The 20,446-nt window shown below is 64.4% G+C and carries 16 protein-coding genes and 1 pseudogene; 3 read left to right on the forward strand and 14 right to left on the reverse strand.

Annotated features, from left to right (window positions below):
- Positions 1 to 312 carry a polyhydroxyalkanoic acid system family protein gene (locus tag ACUXVA_RS29435; protein WP_265082378.1) on the reverse strand — a complete coding sequence of 104 codons (312 nt, stop codon included), beginning with the start codon at positions 310 to 312 and terminating at the stop codon, positions 1 to 3.
- Between the two features lie 161 nt (positions 313 to 473).
- Between ACUXVA_RS29435 and ACUXVA_RS29440 the strand changes: the two genes are divergently transcribed.
- Complete coding sequence (locus tag ACUXVA_RS29440) at positions 474 to 638, forward strand: DUF3309 family protein (protein ID WP_265082377.1); 165 nt, start codon at positions 474 to 476, stop codon at positions 636 to 638.
- Between the two features lie 182 nt (positions 639 to 820).
- On the opposite strand, the gene ligD is transcribed toward ACUXVA_RS29440, so the two are convergent.
- Positions 821 to 3,541: a DNA ligase D gene (gene ligD, locus ACUXVA_RS29445; protein WP_445489774.1), complete on the reverse strand. Its 2,721-nt coding sequence runs from the start codon at positions 3,539 to 3,541 to the stop codon at positions 821 to 823.
- Positions 3,542 to 3,680: 139 nt separating this feature from the next.
- Between ligD and ku the strand changes: the two genes are divergently transcribed.
- Both ku and ACUXVA_RS29455 read left to right on the forward strand, forming a co-directional pair.
- Positions 3,681 to 4,568: a non-homologous end joining protein Ku gene (gene ku, locus ACUXVA_RS29450; RefSeq protein ID WP_265082376.1), complete on the forward strand. Its 888-nt coding sequence runs from the start codon at positions 3,681 to 3,683 to the stop codon at positions 4,566 to 4,568.
- Positions 4,569 to 4,582: 14 nt separating this feature from the next.
- Positions 4,583 to 4,831: a hypothetical protein gene (locus tag ACUXVA_RS29455; protein ID WP_265082375.1), complete on the forward strand. Its 249-nt coding sequence runs from the start codon at positions 4,583 to 4,585 to the stop codon at positions 4,829 to 4,831.
- Between the two features lie 5 nt (positions 4,832 to 4,836).
- Here the strand turns inward: ACUXVA_RS29455 and ACUXVA_RS29460 are convergent, their stop codons facing one another.
- The 12 genes and pseudogenes from ACUXVA_RS29460 to pimA form a co-directional block, all read right to left on the reverse strand.
- Positions 4,837 to 5,127: a DUF6496 domain-containing protein gene (locus tag ACUXVA_RS29460; RefSeq protein ID WP_265082374.1), complete on the reverse strand. Its 291-nt coding sequence runs from the start codon at positions 5,125 to 5,127 to the stop codon at positions 4,837 to 4,839.
- A 221-nt stretch (positions 5,128 to 5,348) separates the two neighbouring features.
- Positions 5,349 to 6,038: a response regulator gene (locus ACUXVA_RS29465; RefSeq protein ID WP_265082373.1), complete on the reverse strand. Its 690-nt coding sequence runs from the start codon at positions 6,036 to 6,038 to the stop codon at positions 5,349 to 5,351.
- Positions 6,035 to 8,755 carry a DUF4118 domain-containing protein gene (locus ACUXVA_RS29470; RefSeq protein ID WP_445489778.1) on the reverse strand — a complete coding sequence of 907 codons (2,721 nt, stop codon included), beginning with the start codon at positions 8,753 to 8,755 and terminating at the stop codon, positions 6,035 to 6,037. Before ACUXVA_RS29470 ends, ACUXVA_RS29465 begins: the two co-directional genes overlap by 4 nt.
- Before the next feature lie 83 nt (positions 8,756 to 8,838).
- Entirely contained in the window at positions 8,839 to 9,441 is a 603-nt protein-coding gene (locus ACUXVA_RS29475) for a K(+)-transporting ATPase subunit C (RefSeq protein WP_265082372.1), read from the reverse strand.
- 10 nt (positions 9,442 to 9,451) lie between these two features.
- Positions 9,452 to 11,572: a potassium-transporting ATPase subunit KdpB gene (gene kdpB / locus ACUXVA_RS29480; protein WP_445489780.1), complete on the reverse strand. Its 2,121-nt coding sequence runs from the start codon at positions 11,570 to 11,572 to the stop codon at positions 9,452 to 9,454.
- Positions 11,573 to 11,593: 21 nt separating this feature from the next.
- Entirely contained in the window at positions 11,594 to 13,297 is a 1,704-nt protein-coding gene (gene kdpA / locus ACUXVA_RS29485) for a potassium-transporting ATPase subunit KdpA (protein WP_445489782.1), read from the reverse strand.
- 13 nt (positions 13,298 to 13,310) lie between these two features.
- The gene (locus ACUXVA_RS29490; protein ID WP_265078519.1) at positions 13,311 to 13,400 is read right to left on the reverse strand and encodes a K(+)-transporting ATPase subunit F; all 90 of its coding nucleotides are present in this window, start codon (positions 13,398 to 13,400) and stop codon (positions 13,311 to 13,313) included.
- Positions 13,401 to 13,748: 348 nt separating this feature from the next.
- Complete coding sequence (locus ACUXVA_RS29495; protein ID WP_265082370.1) at positions 13,749 to 14,519, reverse strand: SDR family NAD(P)-dependent oxidoreductase; 771 nt, start codon at positions 14,517 to 14,519, stop codon at positions 13,749 to 13,751.
- Positions 14,520 to 14,706: 187 nt separating this feature from the next.
- Complete coding sequence (gene pimD, locus ACUXVA_RS29500; protein ID WP_265082369.1) at positions 14,707 to 15,852, reverse strand: pimeloyl-CoA dehydrogenase small subunit; 1,146 nt, start codon at positions 15,850 to 15,852, stop codon at positions 14,707 to 14,709.
- 189 nt (positions 15,853 to 16,041) lie between these two features.
- Positions 16,042 to 17,232 carry a pimeloyl-CoA dehydrogenase large subunit gene (gene pimC / locus ACUXVA_RS29505; RefSeq protein WP_445489785.1) on the reverse strand — a complete coding sequence of 397 codons (1,191 nt, stop codon included), beginning with the start codon at positions 17,230 to 17,232 and terminating at the stop codon, positions 16,042 to 16,044.
- 175 nt (positions 17,233 to 17,407) lie between these two features.
- Complete coding sequence (locus ACUXVA_RS29510) at positions 17,408 to 18,595, reverse strand: acetyl-CoA C-acyltransferase (protein WP_265082367.1); 1,188 nt, start codon at positions 18,593 to 18,595, stop codon at positions 17,408 to 17,410.
- A pseudogene (pimA, locus tag ACUXVA_RS29515) lies at positions 18,592 to 20,275 on the reverse strand (dicarboxylate--CoA ligase PimA). Before pimA ends, ACUXVA_RS29510 begins: the two are co-directional and overlap by 4 nt.
- Between the last annotated feature and the right edge of the window lie 171 nt (positions 20,276 to 20,446).

The raw sequence follows: 20,446 nt of genomic DNA on the forward strand, positions 1-20,446 counted from the left end.
TCAGCTCTTCTTGGTCAGCAGCAGGTTGCCGCGCGCCTTGATCGCCGCCTGCGCCGCTTGAGCAAAGCGCTGCAACAACCAGGGCAGCATCACCTCGACGCGCACATGATCTTCATCGACATCAACATGGCCGCTGGCCGCCTGCCCGAGCGCGCGGACCCGAAAGATCATCCGGTCGCCGTCCCACCGCTCCTCGTCGACCTTCAGCACCGGCACGCTGGACGCCGCGCGGCTCAGTCCTGTTCTCAAACGGCGCACGGCCTCGTCCCGACCAAGACGATGCGGAATGGAGACGACGAGCGGCGCGGCCATGACTGAAAATCCTTTGTGTTCAACTTCATGTGGGACGGCGCGCGCAAAAAGAAAGAGCAGAAATCGGGTTTCATCGGAGGGAACTTAATGAGTTGCGGCACGTTTTTCCCGGCATGAAGGCAGCGGCGATATGTCCCGCCTGCCGGGCTGAGGAGAAATACATGTCAATCGGAACAATCATTCTTATCATTCTCGTGATCGCTCTGCTCGGCGGTTTCAGCGGCATCGGCGGCGGCCCGTTCTACGGCACCGGCTACTACGGCGGCGGCGGCCTCGGCTTGATTGTCGTGATCCTGCTGATCCTTCTGCTGCTCGGCAAGCTGTAACAGCTCCCGAAACTGAGCGCGCGATCCAGCAATGGATCGCGCGCTTTCTTGTGTCTTTCTCGATTGTCATCGCCCGCGAAAGCGGGCGATCCAGTAAATGCAGAAGCTGATTTCAATCATGAACGACCGCGTTTACTGGGTCGCCCGGGCAAGCCGGGCGATGACATGTTTCGTTGTGTTATCTACGAACCCCGCTTTCTGATCGCGGGCTTCAACGAAGCCGCCGCCTCATCGTAGTCCGCCCATGCCTTCGAGCGCGCCAGCAGCGCCGGGACCGTTCGGACCGTGAACTTCTTCGGATCGAGATCGCTGCGCGGCTGCGTCCAGGTCAGCGGCATCGACACGGTGGCGCCGTCGCGCGCCCGCGGCGACAGCACCGCCACCGCGGTCGACATCCTGTCGTTGCGCAAGTAATCGAGGAAGATCTTTCCGGCGCGCAGCTTCTTCGACATGTTGATCAGGTAGCGCTCCGGATCGTCATCGGTCATCTGCTGGCACACGCCCTGCGCAAATGCCTTGGCGGTCTTCCAGTCGACCTTGTCCTTCGCGCCATGCCGCAGCGGCGCCACCACATGCAGGCCCTTGCCGCCGGTGGTCTTGCAGAAGCTTTCCAGCCCAAGCGCCGTCAGCCGCTCGCGCATCTCGCGCGCAGCGTCCATTACCGCGGAGAATTCCACATCCGGCGCAGGATCAAGATCGAAGATCAGCCGGCCGGGCACTTCCGGCTGATCGGGCGCGCAATTCCACGGATGCAGTTCGAGCCCGCCGATCTGCGCCACCGCCGCCAGCCCTTCGACGCGGTCGACCTGCAGATAGGGTTTTCGGTCGCCCGACACTTTCACCAGTTCCAGCAGGTTTGAGGTGCCCGGCATGGCATGGCGCTGGAAGAATATCTGGTTGCCCTTGATGCCATCGGGCGCGCGTACGATGGAGCATGGACGGCCTTTGATATGGCCGATCATCCAGCCGCCCACGGCTTCGAAATAGCGGGCGAGATCGAGCTTGGTCACCGGCTCGCCATCACCCGCGTCGGGCCACAGCTCCTTGTCGGGCTTGGAGATCACTACGCCCATGACGTCGGATACGCCGGCCGATGCGTTCGCGGCAGGTTTGGCTTTCGCGGCCTTCTTCGCACCGCGCTTCGGCTTCGGCTCGGCCAGCGCAGTCTTCTTCGGAACCTCGGCCTCGACTTCATCGGCCGGCTTGTCCTGACGCAATCCCTTGAACGCCGCTTGGCGCACCATGCCGGCACCGGTGAAGCCGGCAAACTCGATCTCCGCCACCAGCTCCGGCTTCAGCCAGTGCACGTCGCGGCCGCCCGGCGGGGTCTCCTTGCCGCCGAACGGGCTCTGTTTCGCCGCCGCCGCCTTCAGCGCCGGCATCAGTGCCTTGACCTTGTCCTGGCCGTAGCCGGTGCCGACCACGCCGACATAGGCCAGATGATCGCCGCGATTGACGCCGACCAGAAGCGAGCGGAATTTGCCGGCATTGCTCTTCCAGCCGCCGATCACGACCTCATGGCCGGCGCGGCATTTGGCCTTGGTCCAGCTCTCGGAACGACCGGAGCGATAGGGCGAATCCAGTTTTTTGGAGACGATGCCCTCCAGCGACAGCTTGCAGGCGGATTGCAGGATGGCGTCGCCGCCGGTCTCGAAATGCTCGACATAGCGGATCAGGCCTTCCTTGCGCTTGCCGCGCGCGGCCAGCAGCAGTTCTTTCAGCCGCGCCTTGCGGTCCGCCAGCGGCAGTTTTCGCAAGTCCTCGCCGTCGGCGAACAACAGGTCAAAGGCAAAGAAGATCAGCGCATGGCTGTCGCCATCGGACAGCGCCGCCTGCAGCGCAGCAAAATCCGGGGCGCCGTGCTTGTCCAGCGCCACGATCTCGCCGTCGATCATTGCATCCGGCAGTGCTGCGGCCTCATCGGCAATGGCCTGAAACTTGGCGGTCCAGTCCAGCCCCTTGCGGGTCTTCAGCGTCGCCGCGCCGTCCTCGACGCGCAGCTGGACGCGGTAGCCGTCGAACTTGATCTCATGCGCCCAGCCGGCGCCACCCGGCGGCCGGTCCACTGAGGTGCACAGCTCCGGCGCGACGAAATCAGGCATCGCCGCAGTCTTCGAAGGCTTTGCGGATTTCACCGCCGTCTTTTTTGCAGTTTTCCTGGCTTTCTTCTTCGCCGGCGTCTGCTTCGCCTGGGTGACATCTGCGTTGGTCTTCCCTATCTTGCCTGCGCGTTCATCCGCCGCCAGACCCTTGTTCGAATCCCACACCGCATCGGCCTTGGTCTTCGCCGACTTGCCGGTCATGAAAGGCTTTGGCGATCGCCCCTTGCCGGCGGCGATATCGGCCATGGCGCGGCCGGAGGCCACCGACGCATCCGCGTCGAGCACCGTGTTGGCCTTGCCCTCTTTGGCGTATTCATCGCGATGCTTGATCAGCAGCCAGTTGGTCCGCTTGCCGCCATTGCGATCATGGCGCATCCGCACCAGTACCCAGCCGCCATGCAGCTTCTCGCCTTCCAGCGTGAACTTGAGATCGCCTTTCTTGAATCCGCGCTCCGGATCTTCGCACTCCCAGTAGCCGCGGTCCCACAGCTGCACCGTGCCGCCGCCATACTGCCCCTTGGGAATGGTGCCTTCGAAGTCGCCATAGTCCAGCGGATGGTCCTCGACCTCCACGGCAAGGCGCTTGTCGGCCGGGTCCAGCGACGGGCCCCGCGTCACGGCCCAGGACTTGAACACGCCACCCCATTCCAGCCGCAGGTCATAGTGCAGCCGGGTGGCGTCATGTTTCTGGATCACGAAGCGCCGCCGGTTCGACGGAGCGATGGCGGTCTCGCCCGATGGCTCGCTGGTCTGCTCGAAATCGCGTTTCTTGCGATAGACAGACAGTTGTTTGTCGACCACGGCGAACCCCACTCACTTGCAAATGCCGCTCATCCGGCCCCGGAACCAAAACCGGCAATTGTCGTTGAAGTTCCCGAAAGCCCGTGCGTTGCGTGAATTGCGACCGGGAAAGGCAACATGCGTACCGCAGGAGAATTTGATGGCCCCGCCGCGTGCCTATTGGAAGGGCTCCCTGAAGCTCTCCCTCGTCTCCTGCCCGGTGGTGCTGTATCCGGCCTCCACCACGGTCGAAAAAACCCGCTTTCACATGATCAACACCGAGACCGGCAACCGGCTGAAGCAGCAGATGGTCGACGCCGAGACCGGCGACGTGGTGGAGAAAGACCAGAAGGGCCGCGGCTACGAGATCAGCAAGGGTGAGTTCGTCCCGATCGAGAAGGACGAACTGGAAGCCGTGCAGATCGAGAGCAACCACACCATCGACATCGACAACTTCGTGCCGCGCGACGAGATCGACAAGCGTTTCCTCAACCATCCGTATTACATCGCCCCGGACGGCAAGGCCGGCATCGACGCCTTCGCCGTGATCCGCGACGCCATGAAGGACAAGGACCGCGTCGCCTTGGCGCGCATCGTGCTGACCAACCGCGAACACATCATCGCCATCGAACCGCTCGGCAAGGGCCTGCTTGGGACCACTCTGCGCTATCCCTATGAGGTGCGCGACGAGAACGACTATTTCGAGGACATCAAGAGCCCGAAAATCTCCAAGGACATGATCGACCTCGCCGTGCATATCCTGGACAGCAAGGCGTCGCACTTCGATCCGTCGAAATTCAAGGACGAATACGAGAACGCGCTGAAGGCGCTGGTCAAGCGCAAGGCCGCCGGCAAGTCGATCAAGACCGTCGAAAAGTCCGAGAAGCCCGACAATGTCATAAGCCTGATGGACGCGCTGCAGCAGAGCCTGAAGGGCGGAAAGGCGGCGCCCGCCAAGCGCGCCTCTGCCGCAACGTCGCGCGCCGCAAGGTCGCGTCCCGCCAAGAAGGCGCACCGATCCACGGCTCGCCAGCGCAAGGCGAGCTGATGTACGGATTGTGGTTGACTTCCTTCCTGCTCATCGCGATGGCGCTGTCGATCGGGGCCGCGGGCGCCCAGACGACCCTGCAAACGCGGGACTGCACCGCTGCCAACATCGCCGCCACCGCGGAAACCATCGGCAAGATGAAGGACAGCAAGCAGAAGGCAACTGCGTCCGAGGAAATCGGCGCTGCCAATGAGGCGCTGGCGCAGGGCAAGAGCGAGGAATGCAAGGCGCACCTGTTGAAGGCCACCCTGCAGACCAAATAGCGCGATTATCGTTTGCTGGATTTCCGCTTGCTCTTCTTGGCGGACTTTTTCTTCGCCGTCTTCCTGGCGGTCTTCTTCACCGACTTCTTGGCGGCTTTCTTTGCGGTCTTTTTGGCCGTCTTCTTCTTCGGCACCTTCTTGCCTTCGGCGCGCGCCTCCGACAGTCCGATGGCAATGGCCTGCTTGCGGCTGGTGACCTTCTTGCCGGAGCGGCCGCTTTTCAGCTTGCCAGCCTTCTGCTTCTTGACTGCACGTTCGACATCCGACGATGCCGCCGTGGAATATTTTCGAGCCATGATCTGATCTCCTGTGGCCGGAAATAATATCCGCGGCGATTGATGGTTCCTGAGTTGACCGGACTCCACCGTCATCCTGAGGCGCCGTCGCACTTGCGACGGCCTCGAAGGATGGGCAGCAAGCGTCTGTGGCCGCATCCTTCGAGGCTCGCCAAGAGGCGAGCGCCTCCAGCCTGAACGCAATTGCGTTCAGGCGAGGATAACGGCGGCTGTGTATCTTGCTAATCCGCCGCCTTCAACCGGTAGCCGATCCCGGTTTCGGTCAGCACATATTGCGGGCGTTCGGGATCGGGTTCGATCTTCTGCCTGAGCTGACGGACATAGACGCGCAGGTATTGCGCGTCTGTGAGTTCGTCCCACAATTCCTTGAGGAGGAAGCGGTGGGTCAGTACTTTGCCGGCGTGCTGCACCAGCACGCGCAGCAGTTCATATTCCTTGGGCGACAGTTTCACATCGCGATCGCCGACCTTGACCAGCCGACGCACCAGATCGACCGACAACTCGCCCGACTTGAACACCGGCCGTTCGCCATGCACCTGCAACTGGTGGCGCAGCGCGGCGCGCATCCGCGCCAGCAATTCGTCCATGCCGAACGGTTTTGTCAGGTAGTCGTCGGCGCCGAGATCCAGTGCCTGCACCTTGCCGGCCTCATCGCCCCTGCTCGACAGCACCACGATGGGCACGCTGTCGTTGCGGGCGCGGATCATGCGCAGCAGGTCGTGGCCCTGGATGTCCGGCAGGCCGAGGTCGAGGATGATCAGCGCCGGATCCTGCGCCAGCAATTCGAGCGCCAGCGTGCCATTGGACGCTTCGAGAATTTCGTAGCCCTGGGTGCTCAACCCCATGCGCAGCAGCTTGCGGATCGGCGGTTCGTCGTCGATGACCAGGACCTTGATGGCGGCGGCATTCATGCGGCGGTGTCCAGGGCTTCGGTGGCCGGCGGTATCGGCAGCCGGATGATCATGGCGGCACCGCTGCGGTCGGTGCGGTTGGTGGCGGAAATGGTACCATGCATGGCTTCGATGAAGCCGCGCGAGATCGCGAGCCCAAGCCCGGTGCCGGCGCGGACGTGATCGCCCTTCTGCACCCGGTAGAACTTGTCGAACACGCGCTCGAGATCCGCGGGGGGAATGCCGGCGCCCTCGTCGAGGATCTGCAGCACCACGGAGTCCTTGTCGCGCTGCGCCCGAATGGTGATGGCGGTGCCCGCCGGCGCGTATTTGGCGGCATTATCGAGCAGGTTGAACAGCACCTGCTCGAACAGCACGGCATCCAGCTCCAGCATTGGCGGATCGGTTGCCAGGTCGAGCACAACTTTGTGGTCGCCGAGGATCTTAATGGCGCGGCGCAACGCGCTGCCGATGATATCGCCGAGATCGTGCAGCGCGCTGTTCGGCACGATGGCTCCAGCCTCCAGCTTGGTCATGTCGAGCAGGTTGGCGATGAAGCGATTCAGCCGCTCGGATTCGTCGATGATCGTGCCGAGCAGGTCGGCGCGCTCGCTGTCGGACAGCTTCGGCAGCAGATCCCGCATGGTCGTCGCGGCACCCAGCACCGAGGCAAGCGGCGTCTTGAGGTCGTGCGAGATCGAGGTCAGCAGCGCCTGGCGCAGCCGGTCGGATTCGATGCTGCGCTGGGCGCGGTCCATGTCCTCCACCAATTGCACGCGTTCGATGGCCAGCGCGCCCTGGTCGACCAGCGCGTCGAGCAGCCGGCGCTGGTCCGGTGTCAGCAACGGTCCGGTGCGGTCGTCATCGATACCGATCACGCCGATCGACCCGCGACCGGTCCGCATCGGCAGGAACAGTCGCTTGGCGCCCGGCAAGGTGTCCGAGCCCCGCCCCGCTGGGCGATCGTTGGCCCAGGCCCAGTTGGCGGCCGCGAGATCCGCCTTGTCGAGCTCATCCTCCGGCGGATAGCCGGCCTTCACGGTGATGACGCCCTGCTCCGGCAGCAGCAGCACCACGCGCACCTTGAGCATCAGAGCGGTCTGGTACGCGGTGGCCCACAGCACATCGTCCAGCGCGGCGGTACCGGCCAGCTTGCGGCTGAAGGCGTAGAGCGATTCCGTGGTGCGCACCCGGCCCATCGCCGCCACCGCCTGGCTGCGCACGCGTGCGGCGAGATTGGAGACCAGCAGCGCGATCAGCATGAAGAAGAAGAATGCCGCGACATTGGTCGGGTCGGTGATGGTGAAGGTGTAGACCGGCGGCAGAAAGAAGAAATTGTAGCACAGGGATGCCACCACGCTGGCCAGCAGCGACGGCCACAGCCCGTAGCGTACGGCCACGCTGACCACGGCGGTGAGGAACACCAGATCGACATTCTCGATGCCGAACATCGGCTGGATCAGCTTGGCGACGCCAAGCGCCACCGCAACCACGGCCAACGCGGCGAGATAGGGTTTGGGATCGAACGGCTCGCTACGCTCGGCCGCCTGCACAGACTTCTTCGCCACGGCGCCGGTGGCGTCATCGCCGGCGATGACATGCACGCTGATGTTTCCGGCGCGCCGTACCAGGTCGTGCACCACGGAGCCACGCAGCAGCTCGAACATCCACGACCGCGACGCCTTTCCAGTGACGATCTGCGTGACGTTGTTGGCTCGCGCGAAGCCCAGCACGTCGTCGGCAATGCGCCGCCCGGCGCCGGGGACGGTCAGCGCTTCGGCGCCCAGCGCCTCCGCCAGCCGCAGCGTGTCGGCCAGCCGGTCGCGCTGCTCCTCGCTGAGTTGCAGGCTGCGTCGGGTCTCGATGGAAATCGCGGTCCACGGAGCATGCAACCGATCCGCCAACCGCTTGGTATAGCGAACGAGGCCTGCAGCGCGCGGATCCTCGCTGACGCAGACCAGGATGCGTTCGCCGGCAGCCCAGGGGCCCGCAATGGCATTGGCCTGCATGTGGGTGAGCAACTGCTCGTCGACCCGCTCCGCGGTGCGGCGCAGCGCCAGTTCGCGCAGGGCGGTCAGGTTGCCGGGCGAGAAATAGTGCTCCAGCGCGCGCTCGGCCTGCCGGGGCACATAGACCTTGCCTTCCTTCAGGCGCTGGATCAGGTCGTCCGGGGTGAGGTCGATCAGCTCGATGGCGTCGGCACCGTCGAACACCGAGTCCGGCACAGTCTCGCGCACCCGCACATGGGTGATCTGCGCGACGACGTCGTTGAGGCTCTCGATGTGCTGGATATTGACGGCGGTATAGACGTCGATGCCGTGGCTCAACAGCTCCTGGACGTCGAGGTAGCGCTTGGGATGCCGGCTGCCCGGCGCATTGGTATGGGCGAGTTCGTCGACCAAAGCGATTTGAGGATGCCGGGCGATCAGCGCGTCGAGGTCCATCTCCTCGAGCTGCTGCCCCTTATGGTCGAAGCGGCGGCGCGGGATCACTTCCAGCCCGTCCAGCAGCGCCTCGGTCTCGGCGCGGCCGTGGGTCTCCACCACGCCGACCACCACATCGACACCGGCCCTGCGCTTGGCATGGGCGCTCTGCAGCATCTCGTAGGTCTTGCCGACGCCGGGCGCAGCACCGACGAAGATCTTCAGCCGGCCTGCCCCATTGTCTTCCCGCCGGGCGGCTTCCAGGAGCGCTTCCGGCGAGGGGCGATGTTCACTGTCGCGGCGCTGATTTGCCATACGGCTTTATAGTCTCCGCGTGGTCTCCGGGCTACCGTCACCTCTCCCCGCTCTTCCGCGGGGAGAGGTGACGCAAGGTTGCTTTATTTCGCCGCCGCATCCAGCGCCAGGTTCAGCGCCAGCACGTTGACGCGGGGCTCGCCGAGCAGGCCGCCGAAGCGGCTTTCGGTCTGCGCCGTCACCAGCGCGCGGACGTTGTCCTCCGGCAGTTTTCGCGCCTTGGCGACGCGCGGCACCTGAAACAGCGCGCCCTCCGGCGAGATGTTCGGGTCGAGGCCCGAGCCCGACGTGGTGACCAGATCCACCGGCACCGGCATCGCGCGGTTCTCCGCCTTGAGCTTTGCCACATCGTCCTTGATGCGGTCGTTGAGCGCCTGGCTGGTCGGGCCGAGGTTGGAGCCCATGGAATTGACGGCGTTATAAGGCGCCGGCACGGTCTTGGTGGCGTCCTGCGGATCGGCCATGGTGGTAGCCGACGGACGGCCGTGGAAATAGCCGTCGTCCTTGAACTCCTGGCCGATCAGCCTGGAGCCGACGACCTTGCCGTCGCGCTCGATCAGGCTGCCCTGGGCCTGATTCGGGAATACGGCTTCGGCGATCCCGGTCATGGCTAGCGGATAGGCGGCGCCGGTGATGACGGTGAGCGCCAGCAGGATGACGATGGCCGGGCGAATTTCTTTCAACATGACTTTCTCCTCAAACCAGATGAAGGGCAGTGACCACGAGGTCGATCGCCTTGATGCCGATGAACGGAACGATGATGCCGCCAAGGCCGTAGATCAGCAGGTTGCGGCTCAGCAGCGCGCCGGCGCCGATCGGACGATAGGCGACGCCCTTCAGCGCCAGGGGGATCAGCGCGATGATGATCACCGCGTTGAAGATGATGGCCGACAGGATGGCGCTCTGCGGGCTGTGCAGCCGCATGATGTTGAGCGTCTCGAGCTGCGGATAGAACGCCAGGAAGATCGCCGGGATGATGGCGAAATACTTGGCAACGTCGTTGGCGATCGAGAACGTGGTCAGCGCGCCGCGGGTCATCAGGAGCTGCTTGCCGATTTCCACCACCTCGATCAGCTTGGTCGGGTTGGAATCGAGGTCGACCATGTTGCCGGCCTCGCGTGCCGCCTGGGTGCCCGTGTTCATGGCGACGCCGACATCGGCCTGCGCGAGCGCCGGAGCATCGTTGGTGCCGTCACCGCACATGGCCACCAGCTTACCCTTGGCCTGCTCGTCGCGGATCAGTTGCAGCTTGTCCTCCGGCGTCGCCTGCGCCAGGAAGTCATCGACCCCGGCTTCGGCGGCGATGGCCGCAGCCGTCATCGGATTGTCGCCGGTGATCATCACGGTGCGGATGCCCATGCGGCGCAGCTCGGCGAAGCGTTCGCGGATGCCGCCCTTGACGATGTCCTTGAGGTGGATGACGCCGAGCAGCTTGCCGTCGCGGGCCACCGCCAGCGGCGTGCCGCCGCCCTTGGCGATCTCGTCGGAAATCGCCTGGATCTCCCGCGCCGTGTCGCTCATGGCGGCGGGCTGCATGGCCCGCGCGGCGTTGCCCGACGTCACGGCATAGGTGCTGCCGCCGTTGACGTAAGCGAGGATCGAATCCACCGCACCCTTGCGCACCGACGAGGTGCCGGTGTCGACGCCGCTCATGCGGGTCTGCGCCGTGAACGGCACGAAGGTGGCGCCGAGTTCGGCCATGTCGCGGCCGCGGATGTTGTACTTCTCCTTGGCGAGCACGACGATCGATCGGCCTTCCGGCGTCTCGTCTGCCAATGACGCCGGCTGTGCCGCATCGGCCAGTTCCTGCTCGGTGACGCCGCGCACGGGGCGGAAGGCGGTCGCCTGACGGTTACCCAGCGTGATGGTGCCGGTCTTGTCGAGCAGCAGCGTGTCGACATCGCCGGCGGCTTCTACCGCACGGCCGGACATCGCCAGCACGTTGAAGCGTACCAGCCGGTCCATGCCGGCAATGCCGATGGCCGACAGCAGCGCGCCGATGGTGGTGGGGATCAGCGTCACGAACAGCGCCACCAGCACGACAACGGAGATCGAGCCGCCGGCGTAAGCGGCATAGCTCGGGATCGTCACCGTGGCGAACACGAAGATGATGGTGAGGCCGACCAGCAGGATGTTAAGCGCGATTTCGTTCGGCGTCTTCTGCCGCTCGGCGCCTTCCACCAGCTTGATCATGCGGTCGATGAAGGTAGAACCCTGCGCCGCCGTGATCCTGACGCGGATCCAGTCGGACAGCACCTGCGTGCCGCCGGTCACCGCGGAGCGGTCACCCCCGGATTCGCGGATCACCGGCGCGGATTCACCGGTGATGGCCGCCTCGTTGACCGAAGCGACGCCCTCGATCACCTCGCCGTCGGACGGGATGTTGTCGCCGGCTTCCACCAGCACCACATCGCCGACCTTCAGGCTGATACCCGAGACCATGCGGTAGGACCTGTCGCCAGCACTGCCGGTCAGCAGCTTGGCCTGGCTCTCGGTGCGGGTCTTCTTCAGCGATTCCGCCTGCGCCTTGCCGCGACCTTCGGCAACGGCTTCGGCGAAGTTGGCGAACAGCACCGTGAACCACAGCCACAGGATGATCTGGAACGCAAAGCCCAGATCGGCGCCTCCGGTGAACAGGTTCTTGACGAAGATCACCGTGGTCAGCGCCGCGACGACCTCGACGACGAACATCACGGGGTTCTTGATCATCAGCCGCGGATCGAGCTTTGCGAAGGCCGACCCGATCGCCGGCACCACGATTTTCGCATCGAGCATCGCCGACATCGGCACCCGCTTCTGCAGTTTCAACGTTTCCATGGGAGTACTCCGGGTCATCGATCAGAACAGGGTGTGGGCGGACATCGCGAGGTGCTCGACGATCGGTCCGAGCGCGAGCGCCGGGAAGAAGGTGAGGCCGCCGATGATCAGGATGACGCCGACCACCAGGCCGACGAACAATCCGCCGGTGGTGGGCAGGGTGCCCGCCGAAGCCGGGATCGACTTCTTTGCCGCCAGCGAGCCCGCCAGCGCCATGGCCGGAACGATCATGAAGAAGCGGCCGACGAACATCGAGCTGGCGAGCGTCAGGTTGTAGAAGAAAGTGTTGCCGGTGAGACCGCCAAACGCCGAACCGTTGTTGCCGGTCGCCGAGGTGAAGGCATAGAGCACCTCGGAGAAGCCATGTGGACCAGCATTGGCCATCGAAGCCACTGCCGAGGGCAGCACCACCGCCACCGCGGTCCAGCCGAGATACATCAGCGGCAGCACCAGGATCGCCAGCATGGCCATCTTGACCTCACGCGACTCGATCTTCTTGCCGACATATTCCGGCGTGCGGCCGACCATCAGGCCGGCGACGAAGATCGCCAGCACCACGAACAGCAGCATGCCGTAGAGGCCGGCGCCGACGCCGCCGATGATGATCTCGCCGAGCTGCATGTTGATCAGCGGGATCATGCCGCCGATGGCGGTGAAGGAGTCGTGCATGGCATTGACCGCGCCGCACGACGCGGCCGTGGTGATCACTGCGAACAGGCTGGAGGCCACGATGCCGAAGCGGACTTCCTTGCCCTCCATGTTGCCGCCGGTCAGGCCGAGATCGGCCATCATGCTGGTGCCGGAGGCTTCGGCGCCGTAGGTGATGGCGACGCCGGCGATGAACAGCACGCCCATCACGGCGAGGATCGCCCAGCCCTGCTTCTGGTTGCCGACCATGCGACCGAACACGTTAGTCAGGCCGGCACCCAGCGCAAAGATCGAGATCATCTGGATGAAGTTGGACAACGCCGTCGGGTTCTCGAACGGATGCGACGCGTTGGCATTGAAGAAGCCGCCGCCATTGGTGCCGAGCATCTTGATCGCCACCTGCGAGGCCACCGGGCCGACTGCGATGGTCTGCTTGGCACCTTCAAGAGTGGTCGCATCGACATAGGCACCCAGCGTCTGCGGGATACCCTGCCATACCAGGAACAGCGTGTAGACGACGCAGATCGGCAGCAGCACATAGAGCGTGCAACGGGTCACATCGACCCAGAAATTGCCGATGGTGCGCATCGACGAGCGCGAGAAGCCGCGGATCAATGCCACCGCGAGCGCGATGCCGGTGGCTGCCGACAGGAAGTTCTGGTGCGTCAGGCCGATCATCTGGGTCAGATAGGACAGCGTGCTTTCTCCGCCGTAGTTCTGCCAGTTGGTGTTGGTGATGAAGGAGATCGCGGTGTTGAACGACAGATCCGGCGCCACCGCCGACTGATCCGCCGGATTGAGCGGCAGGAATGCCTGCAGCCGCAGCACGGCATAGAGCACCAGGAAGCCCCCGACGTGGAACAGCAACATGGCCACCGTATAGGTCAGCCAGTGCTGCTCGCGTTTCTCATCGACGCCGCCCATCCAGTACAGACCGGCCTCGACCGGCCGCAGCACCGGTGACAGAAAGGTGCGCTCGCCGTTGAAGACTGCTGTCATGTACCAGCCCAGCGGCGTCACCAGTGCGACCACGATCGCACAGAATAAAATGATCTGAATCCAGCCAACGAATGTCATGGTCGTGTTCCCTTCAGAACCGCTCGGGACGCAGCAAAGCGTAAGTGAGGTAAAACAGCAGTCCTGCCGAGACGAGGCCGGCGAGTGTGTAGTCGAACATCATGGTCGTTCTCCTCAGAGCCGTTCGCAGGCGTAGGCGTAGCCGACCGTCAGGACGAAGAAGCCCAGACCGAGCGCCAGCATCAAAATGTCCAGCATGAGTTGCTCCTGTTGCGAGATGTTTCGGGGGCATCATCACAGCCCGCGAGTTGAAGACCTTGCGCCACATCAACCTGCGGGCGAATTCGATCCCGCGGCGATCCATTGGCATGGTGATCAAGTGCCACCCGGCGCATAGGTTTTCGAGACGGCGGGGTGGGCGAACTTATAGGAATCCCATAAAGACGCGGGCGCGCAGCCGGCGTCGCACGCTTCGTTTCCCGTCGCGCGGGGGACAGGGAAAAAGAGGGACTTACACCGCTGCGGTGGTGACGCCGCCGTCGATCACGATGGTCTGGCCGGTCATGAAGGTGGCAGCATCGGAGCCGAGATAGGCCACCGCGCCGGCGATTTCATGCGGTTCGCCAATGCGACCCAACGGCGTGGTGGCGGTGCGGCGCTTGAGGTTCTCGGGGTCTTCCCACAGCGTCCGGGCGAAGTCGGTCTTCACCAGGCCCGGCGCGATGCAGTTGACGCGCACGCCCTTCGGCCCCCATTCGCCGGCGAGGCTGCGGCACAGGGAGAAGTCCGCGGCCTTGGAGATGCCGTAGGCGCCGATCACCGTGGAACCGCGCAGGCCGCCGATCGACGAGACGATGATCACCGATCCCTTGCCGCGCGCAGCCATCAGCGGCATCGCCTGGGCGCACAGCCAGATGTTGCTGCGCACATTGGAGCCCATGATCTTGTCGAAGGCTTCATCGGAAATATCGAGCAGCGGGCCGTAATACGGATTCACTGCGGCGTTGCAGACAAGGATATCGGGGGCGCCATAGTGCTTGACGGTGCCGGCGATCAGGGCCGCGATCTCGTCCTTGCGCGAGATGTTGCAGGGAATCACATGGGCGTCGCCGCCCTCCGCACGAATGCCCGCGGCAACCTCCTCGCAGGCGTCTGCCTTGCGGCTGGAGATCACCACTTTGGCGCCGAGTTTTGCCAGCAATTCGGCCGAAGCGCGGCCAATGCCGCGGCTGGAGCCGGTGACGACCGCTACGCGGCCGGTGAGATCGAAGGGGTTTTGCACGGAGCGCTCCCTGGCGTTCGATTATTGTTATCAGCGCGCCGGCTGTGCGCTTCCTCGCCCCGCTTTTGCGGGGAGAGGGCTGGGGTGAGGGGCGCTTGCGAGCAAAGCACCAACCGCCCCTCACCCGCCCTTCGCTTCGCGAACGGCGACCTCTCCCCGCGAAGGGCGGGGAGAGGTGAAGAAGCGACTAGCTGTTCAGCCCGCCGGCTTCGGAGACGCGCCGGAGATGGAAGTCGACGTCGCCAAAGGTGTTCTCGATCATGGTCAGGCGCTTGAAGTAGTGGCCGATGCTGGCTTCCATGGTCATGCCGATGCCGCCGTGAAGCTGAATCGACTGCTCGCCAACGAACTTCAGCGACTTGCCGATCTGCACCTTGGCTGCGGACACCGCGTTGGCGCGTTCGCCGGCATCGTCGAAGTCGCTGGCCATGGTGGCGAACATCGCCATCGACCTCGCCTGCTCCACCGCGACGAACATGTCGGCCGCGCGGTGCTGCAGAACCTGGAAGCTGCCGATGGCGACGCCGAACTGCTTGCGGGTCTTGAGATATTCCACGGTGCGATTCAGCGACTCGTCCATCTCGCCGACCGCTTCGGCGCACAGGGCGATGCGGGCGTCGTCGACCACGGTCTCGATCAGCGACAGGGCATTCGCGGGATCGCCGATCGCCGCGTCCGCGCCGACCTCCACCGCGGTGAAGCTGATGTCGGCGGCATGCAGGCCATCCTGGGTCGGATAGCCCTTGATGCTGACGCCCTTGGCATTGGCCGGCACCAGGAACAGGCCGATGCCGCCCCGGTCGCGCTGGCCGCCCGCCGTGCGCGCACTGACGATCAGCGTGTCGGCGCTGTCGCCGTTGAGCACCACGAACTTCTCGCCGTCGATGGTCCAGCCATTGGCCGTTTTCTTGGCGGAGGTCGTGACGTCGCTGAGGTCGTAGCGTGAGTTCTTCTCGAGCTGCGCGAAGGCCAGTGTCTTCGATCCGTCGATAATGGCGGGAATATAGGCCGCCTTCTGTTCGGCCGAACCGCCGCGGCGCAGAAAGCCGCCGCCGAGCACCACAGTGGCGAGATAGGGCTCGACCACCAGCGCCTTGCCGAGCGCTTCCATCACGATCATGGTTTCCAGCGCGCCGGCGCCGAAACCGCCGTCCTCCTCGGCGAACGGCAGGCCGAGCAGCCCCTGCTCCGCCAGCTTGCTCCAGATTGTCCGGCTCCAGCCGCCCTTTTCGGCGCGGTACTTCTTGCGGCTATCGAAATCATACGAGGCCTTCAGCAGGCCATCGACGCTGTCCTTGAGCAGACGCTGCTCCTCCGACAAATCAAAATCCATGTTGTTTCTTCCTTGGATCGCGCGTCATGCGCGCTTGAAGCAGATGTTGCGTCCGCAGGATGGGTAGAGCGCAGCGAAACCACTGCTGCGATCCGGGGCATGCGATGGGTTTCGCTTCGCTCTACCCATCCTACGAAGTTTCCATTTCATCTCCGGAGTCCGGGGCGCACGCGCCCCGGAACGACGATGTCAAAGTCCCAGCACGGCCTTGGTGATGATGTTGCGCTGAATCTCGTTGGAGCCGCCGTAGATCGAAACCTTGCGGTTGTTGAAATAGCTCGGTGCGATCTGCGCGGTCCAGTCCATGGTCTCGTTGCTGCCGTCGTCGCCATGCTCGTCATAGGGCGCGGCGAACGGGCCGATCACTTCCATCAGGAGTTCGGTGGTCGCTTGCTGGATTTCCGAGCCCTTGATCTTCAGCACCGACGACGCCGGATTGGGCTTGCCCTTGCCGTGCTTGCCCTCGTCGGCGACGACACGGAGCTGGGTCAGTTCGAGCGCCTTCAGCTCGATCTCCACCAGCGCCAGCTTCTCGCGGAACTTCTGGTCCTCGATGATCGGCTTGCCGCCGGACTCCACCTTGGCCGCGAGCTCCTTGATGCGGCGGATGCGCTCCTTGGACACTCCGACGCGGGCGATGCCGGTGCGCTCGTTGCCGAGCAGGAATTTTGCGTAATCCCAGCCCTTGTTCTCCTCGCCGACGAGATTCTCGTAGGGCACCTCGACGTCATCGAAGAACACTTCGTTGACTTCGCGACCGCCGTCGATGGTGACGATCGGGCGCACGGTGATGCCCGGCGACTTCATGTCGACCAGGATGAAGGAGATGCCCGACTGCTTCTTGGCGGCGGGGTCGGTGCGGCACAGGCAGAAGATCCAGTCGGCATATTGCGCCAGCGTGGTCCAGGTCTTCTGGCCGTTGATGATCCACTTGTCGCCCTTGCGCTCGGCCTTGGTCTTCAAGGATGCGAGATCCGAACCGGAGCCGGGCTCGGAGAATCCCTGGCACCAGAAATCCTCGACGCTGGCAATGCGCGGCAGGAAGCGCTTCTTTTGCGCCTCGTTGCCGAAGGTGTAGATCACCGGGCCGACCATGCTGACGCCGAAGGCGAGCGGTGCCGGCGCCGGCGCCAGCCGCAGTTCCTCGTTGAAGATGTAGTGCTGCACGGAGCTCCAGCCGGTGCCGCCATATTCCTCCGGCCAGTGCGTCACGCCCCAGCCCTTGTCGTTGAGGATACGCCACCAGGCGACCATCTCGTCCTTGCCGAGGTGACGCCCCTCCTGCATTTTCAGCCGCGTCGCCGCCGGCACCTTCTCCTTGAAGAACGCCCGCACTTCGTCGCGGAACGCCACTTCTTCCTTGCTGAACTTGAGATCCATCGGACCCTCCTGTGAGCGTAAAATTACTTTGAAGTCGAAACTCGGACCGCGCGCCCCCTCTCCCCGTTGGGGAGAGGGATGGGGAGAGGGGGCGCCGGCCCATCGACTGTGCCCGGCCCCCTCACCCGGATCGCAAGAGCGATCCGACCTCTCCCCAAAGGGGAGAGGTGAAGAATCAGTGCACGATCTCGAACAGGCCGGCGGAGCCCATGCCGCCGCCGACACACATGGTGACGACCGCATACTTGGCCTTGCGGCGACGGCCCTCGATCAGTGCGTGGCCGGTGAGGCGCGCACCCGACATGCCATAGGGATGGCCGACCGAGATGGCGCCGCCGTTGACGTTGAGCTTGTCGGGATCGATGCCGAGCTTGTCGCGGCAATACAGCACCTGCACGGCGAAGGCCTCGTTGAGCTCCCACAGATCGATGTCCTCGACCTTCAGGCCATGGCGCTTCAGGAGGCGCGGGACGGCAAAGACCGGACCGATGCCCATCTCGTCCGGCTCACAACCGGCGGAGACGAAACCGCGGAAAATGCCGAGCGGCTTGAGGCCCTTCGACGCTGCCATCTTGTCGGTCATGATCACCGTGGCGCTGGCGCCGTCGGACAGTTGCGAGGCGTTGCCGGCGGTGATCGAATAGCCGTCGCCGCGCACGGCCTTGAGGCCGGCGAGACCCTCGGCGGTGGTTTCCGGGCGCGGACCTTCATCCTTGGACAGCGTGATGTCCTTGAAGCTGATTTCGCCGGTCGCCTTGTCGACGACGCCCATCTTGGTGGTGATGGCGGCGATCTCGTCGTTGAACTTGCCGCCCTGCTGGGCTGCGGCGGTGCGGCGCTGGCTTTCCAGCGAATACTCGTCCTGGCGCTCGCGCGAGATGCCATAACGCTTGGCGACAGTCTCGGCGGTATCGAGCATCGGCATGTAGACATCCGACTTGATCTTCATCAATTCGGGATCGACCGCGTGGAACGTGTTCATCTTGTCGTTCTGCACCAGGCTGATCGACTCGCCGCCGCCACCGACCGCGATCTCGACGCCGTCGAACAAGACCGAGCGCGCTGCCAACGCAATCGCCTGCAGGCCCGAGGCGCATTGGCGGTCGATGGTGGTGCCGGCCACCGAGACCGGCAGGCCGGCGCGCAGCAATGCCTTGCGGGCAATGTTGCCGCCGGTTGAGCCCTGCTGCAGCGCGGCGCCCATCACGACGTCCTCGATTTCCTTCGGGTCGAGCCCGGCGCGCTTGACGGCGTGCTCGATGGCGTGGCCGAGCAGCGTCGCACCCCCGGTGGCGTTGAGCGCGCCGCGATAGGCCTTGCCGATCGGCGTACGCGCGGTGGAAACGATGACGGCCTCGGTCATGGGTGACCTCCTGTTGCTGTTTGTTGTTGGTTGATGGACGATTGTTGCAGGTTGCGTAGCGCGTGTCGCGATAGTTTTCCGACCGTGGTGCGCGGCAGGTCGTCGACGAAATCCAGTGCCGCCGGGAGCTCATGCTTGCCGAGCTTGCCGGCGAGGAACACGCGCAGTTCCTCAAGGCTGAAGGCATGGGCGCCGTGCTTGAGCTTGACGAAAGCCTTCGCCGCCTCGCCGCGGTAGGGGTCGGCAACTCCGATCACGATCACCTCGTGCACCCCCGGATGCTCATAGATCGCCTGCTCGATCATCTGCGGATAGACGTTGAAGCCGCCGGAGATGATCATGTCCTTCTTGCGGTCGACCAGGAAGAAATAGCCGTCTGAATCCATGTAACCGATATCGCCGGTGAGGAAGCGGTCGCCGACGAAGGAGTCTGCGGTTTCCTTCTCGCGATTCCAGTAGCCTCGGGTCACATTGGGACCCTTGATGCGAGATCTCGCCGGTCTCACCGACCGGCAACACCCGCGTCGGATCGTCGGCACTGACCACATCGAGTTCGACACCGGGCATCATCAGCCCGATCGAGCCGGGCTTGTCCGGCCCGGCGAGCGGATGCGCGGTGCCCGGCGAGCAGGTTTCGGTCATGCCCCAGCCGCTCTTCAGCTTGAGACCGGTCTTGCTCTCGAAGATCCGCGCCACTTCCACCGGCAGCGGCGCGCCGCCGGAGCCGGCCGACACCAGCGAGGACAGGTCGCGGGTCTCCAGCGACGGATCGCCGGCGATGGCGATCCACATGGTCGGCACTCCCGGAAATACGGTGGCGCGCTTTCGCTCGATGTCGTCGAGCACGCTGTCCACCGCAAACCGCTGATGCAACGAGATGGTGTCGCCAAGGCTCAGGCGGCTGAGCAGGATTACCGTCAGCGCGTAGATGTGGAACAGCGGCAGCACGCAGATCACGCGCTCGATCTGGTTGCGCTCGGCGCGCGCCGGCGCCCCCCAGGCGCTATAGATCGCCACCGCCGAGGTCAGGTTGCCGTGGCTGAGCATGGCGCCCTTGGGCAGGCCGGTGGTACCGCCGGTATATTGCAACAGCGCCACGTCATCGGGAGAGATCGCAGGCCACTGCGCGGGCGGTGTCGCGCCACTGACGAATGTCCTAAATGTGACGACGCGCGGATCGCTGGGCAGCGGCAGTTGCGGATTGCCGACAGCGCCCCAGTCGTCGTCCTCGCAGACGATCAATCGATCGAGCAGGCCCTTGTCGAGAAACTTCAGCGCCATCGGCAGCAGCGTGGCGACGTTGCTGGTGACCAGCACCCGCGCGGCGGAATCGCTGAGCTTGTGCGACAGCGCGCGCTCGCCGTCGAGCGGCGACAGATGCACCAGCCGCGCGCCGGCCTTCAGCGCGCCAAAGAAATTCACCGGATGATCCGGGGTGTTGCCGAGGAACAGCCCGATCGAGGCCCCCTTGCCACAGCCCACGCGCAGGAAGGCTGCGGCTGCCATCTCGGCTTTCGCTTCGAGCGCATTGAAACCCAGCGGCCGGTCGCGGAATTCGATCGCCGTGCGATCACCGAAATCAGCGGCGGCCTTCTTCAGAAGATCAGGCAGCGTACCGCGCGCGATCGGCGCGTCCCAGCGCACGCCGGGCGGATAGAATTGTTCGCCGGGATGGGTCATGCGTGGTGCGCCTGCACGGATTGATCGATATTCGCTGCGAAGCACGTTTCCCTCGCCCCGCTTGCGGGGAGAGGGTGGCTCGAAGGCGCGAAGCGCGTTCGAGTCGGGTGAGGGGGAGCCAGCGCGTAAAACACCGGTTCCCCCTCACCCGAAGCCCTCGCTTCGCTCAGG

This window comes from Rhodopseudomonas sp. RCAM05734 (assembly GCF_052658035.1).

Excerpts from the sequence above, each read along its gene's own strand:
- ACUXVA_RS29435 (WP_265082378.1), bottom strand. The coding sequence starts at position 312 with ATGGCCGCGCCGCTCGTCGTCTCCATTCCGCATCGTCTTGGTCGGGAC.
- ACUXVA_RS29440 (WP_265082377.1), top strand. The coding sequence starts at position 474 with ATGTCAATCGGAACAATCATTCTTATCATTCTCGTGATCGCTCTGCTC.
- ku (WP_265082376.1), top strand. The coding sequence starts at position 3,681 with ATGGCCCCGCCGCGTGCCTATTGGAAGGGCTCCCTGAAGCTCTCCCTC.
- ACUXVA_RS29460 (WP_265082374.1), bottom strand. The coding sequence starts at position 5,127 with ATGGCTCGAAAATATTCCACGGCGGCATCGTCGGATGTCGAACGTGCA.
- ACUXVA_RS29465 (WP_265082373.1), bottom strand. The coding sequence starts at position 6,038 with ATGAATGCCGCCGCCATCAAGGTCCTGGTCATCGACGACGAACCGCCG.
- ACUXVA_RS29470 (WP_445489778.1), bottom strand. The coding sequence starts at position 8,755 with ATGGCAAATCAGCGCCGCGACAGTGAACATCGCCCCTCGCCGGAAGCG.
- ACUXVA_RS29475 (WP_265082372.1), bottom strand. The coding sequence starts at position 9,441 with ATGTTGAAAGAAATTCGCCCGGCCATCGTCATCCTGCTGGCGCTCACC.
- kdpB (WP_445489780.1), bottom strand. The coding sequence starts at position 11,572 with ATGGAAACGTTGAAACTGCAGAAGCGGGTGCCGATGTCGGCGATGCTC.
- kdpA (WP_445489782.1), bottom strand. The coding sequence starts at position 13,297 with ATGACATTCGTTGGCTGGATTCAGATCATTTTATTCTGTGCGATCGTG.
- ACUXVA_RS29490 (WP_265078519.1), bottom strand. The coding sequence starts at position 13,400 with ATGATGTTCGACTACACACTCGCCGGCCTCGTCTCGGCAGGACTGCTG.
- pimD (WP_265082369.1), bottom strand. The coding sequence starts at position 15,852 with ATGGATTTTGATTTGTCGGAGGAGCAGCGTCTGCTCAAGGACAGCGTC.
- pimC (WP_445489785.1), bottom strand. The coding sequence starts at position 17,232 with ATGGATCTCAAGTTCAGCAAGGAAGAAGTGGCGTTCCGCGACGAAGTG.
- ACUXVA_RS29510 (WP_265082367.1), bottom strand. The coding sequence starts at position 18,595 with ATGACCGAGGCCGTCATCGTTTCCACCGCGCGTACGCCGATCGGCAAG.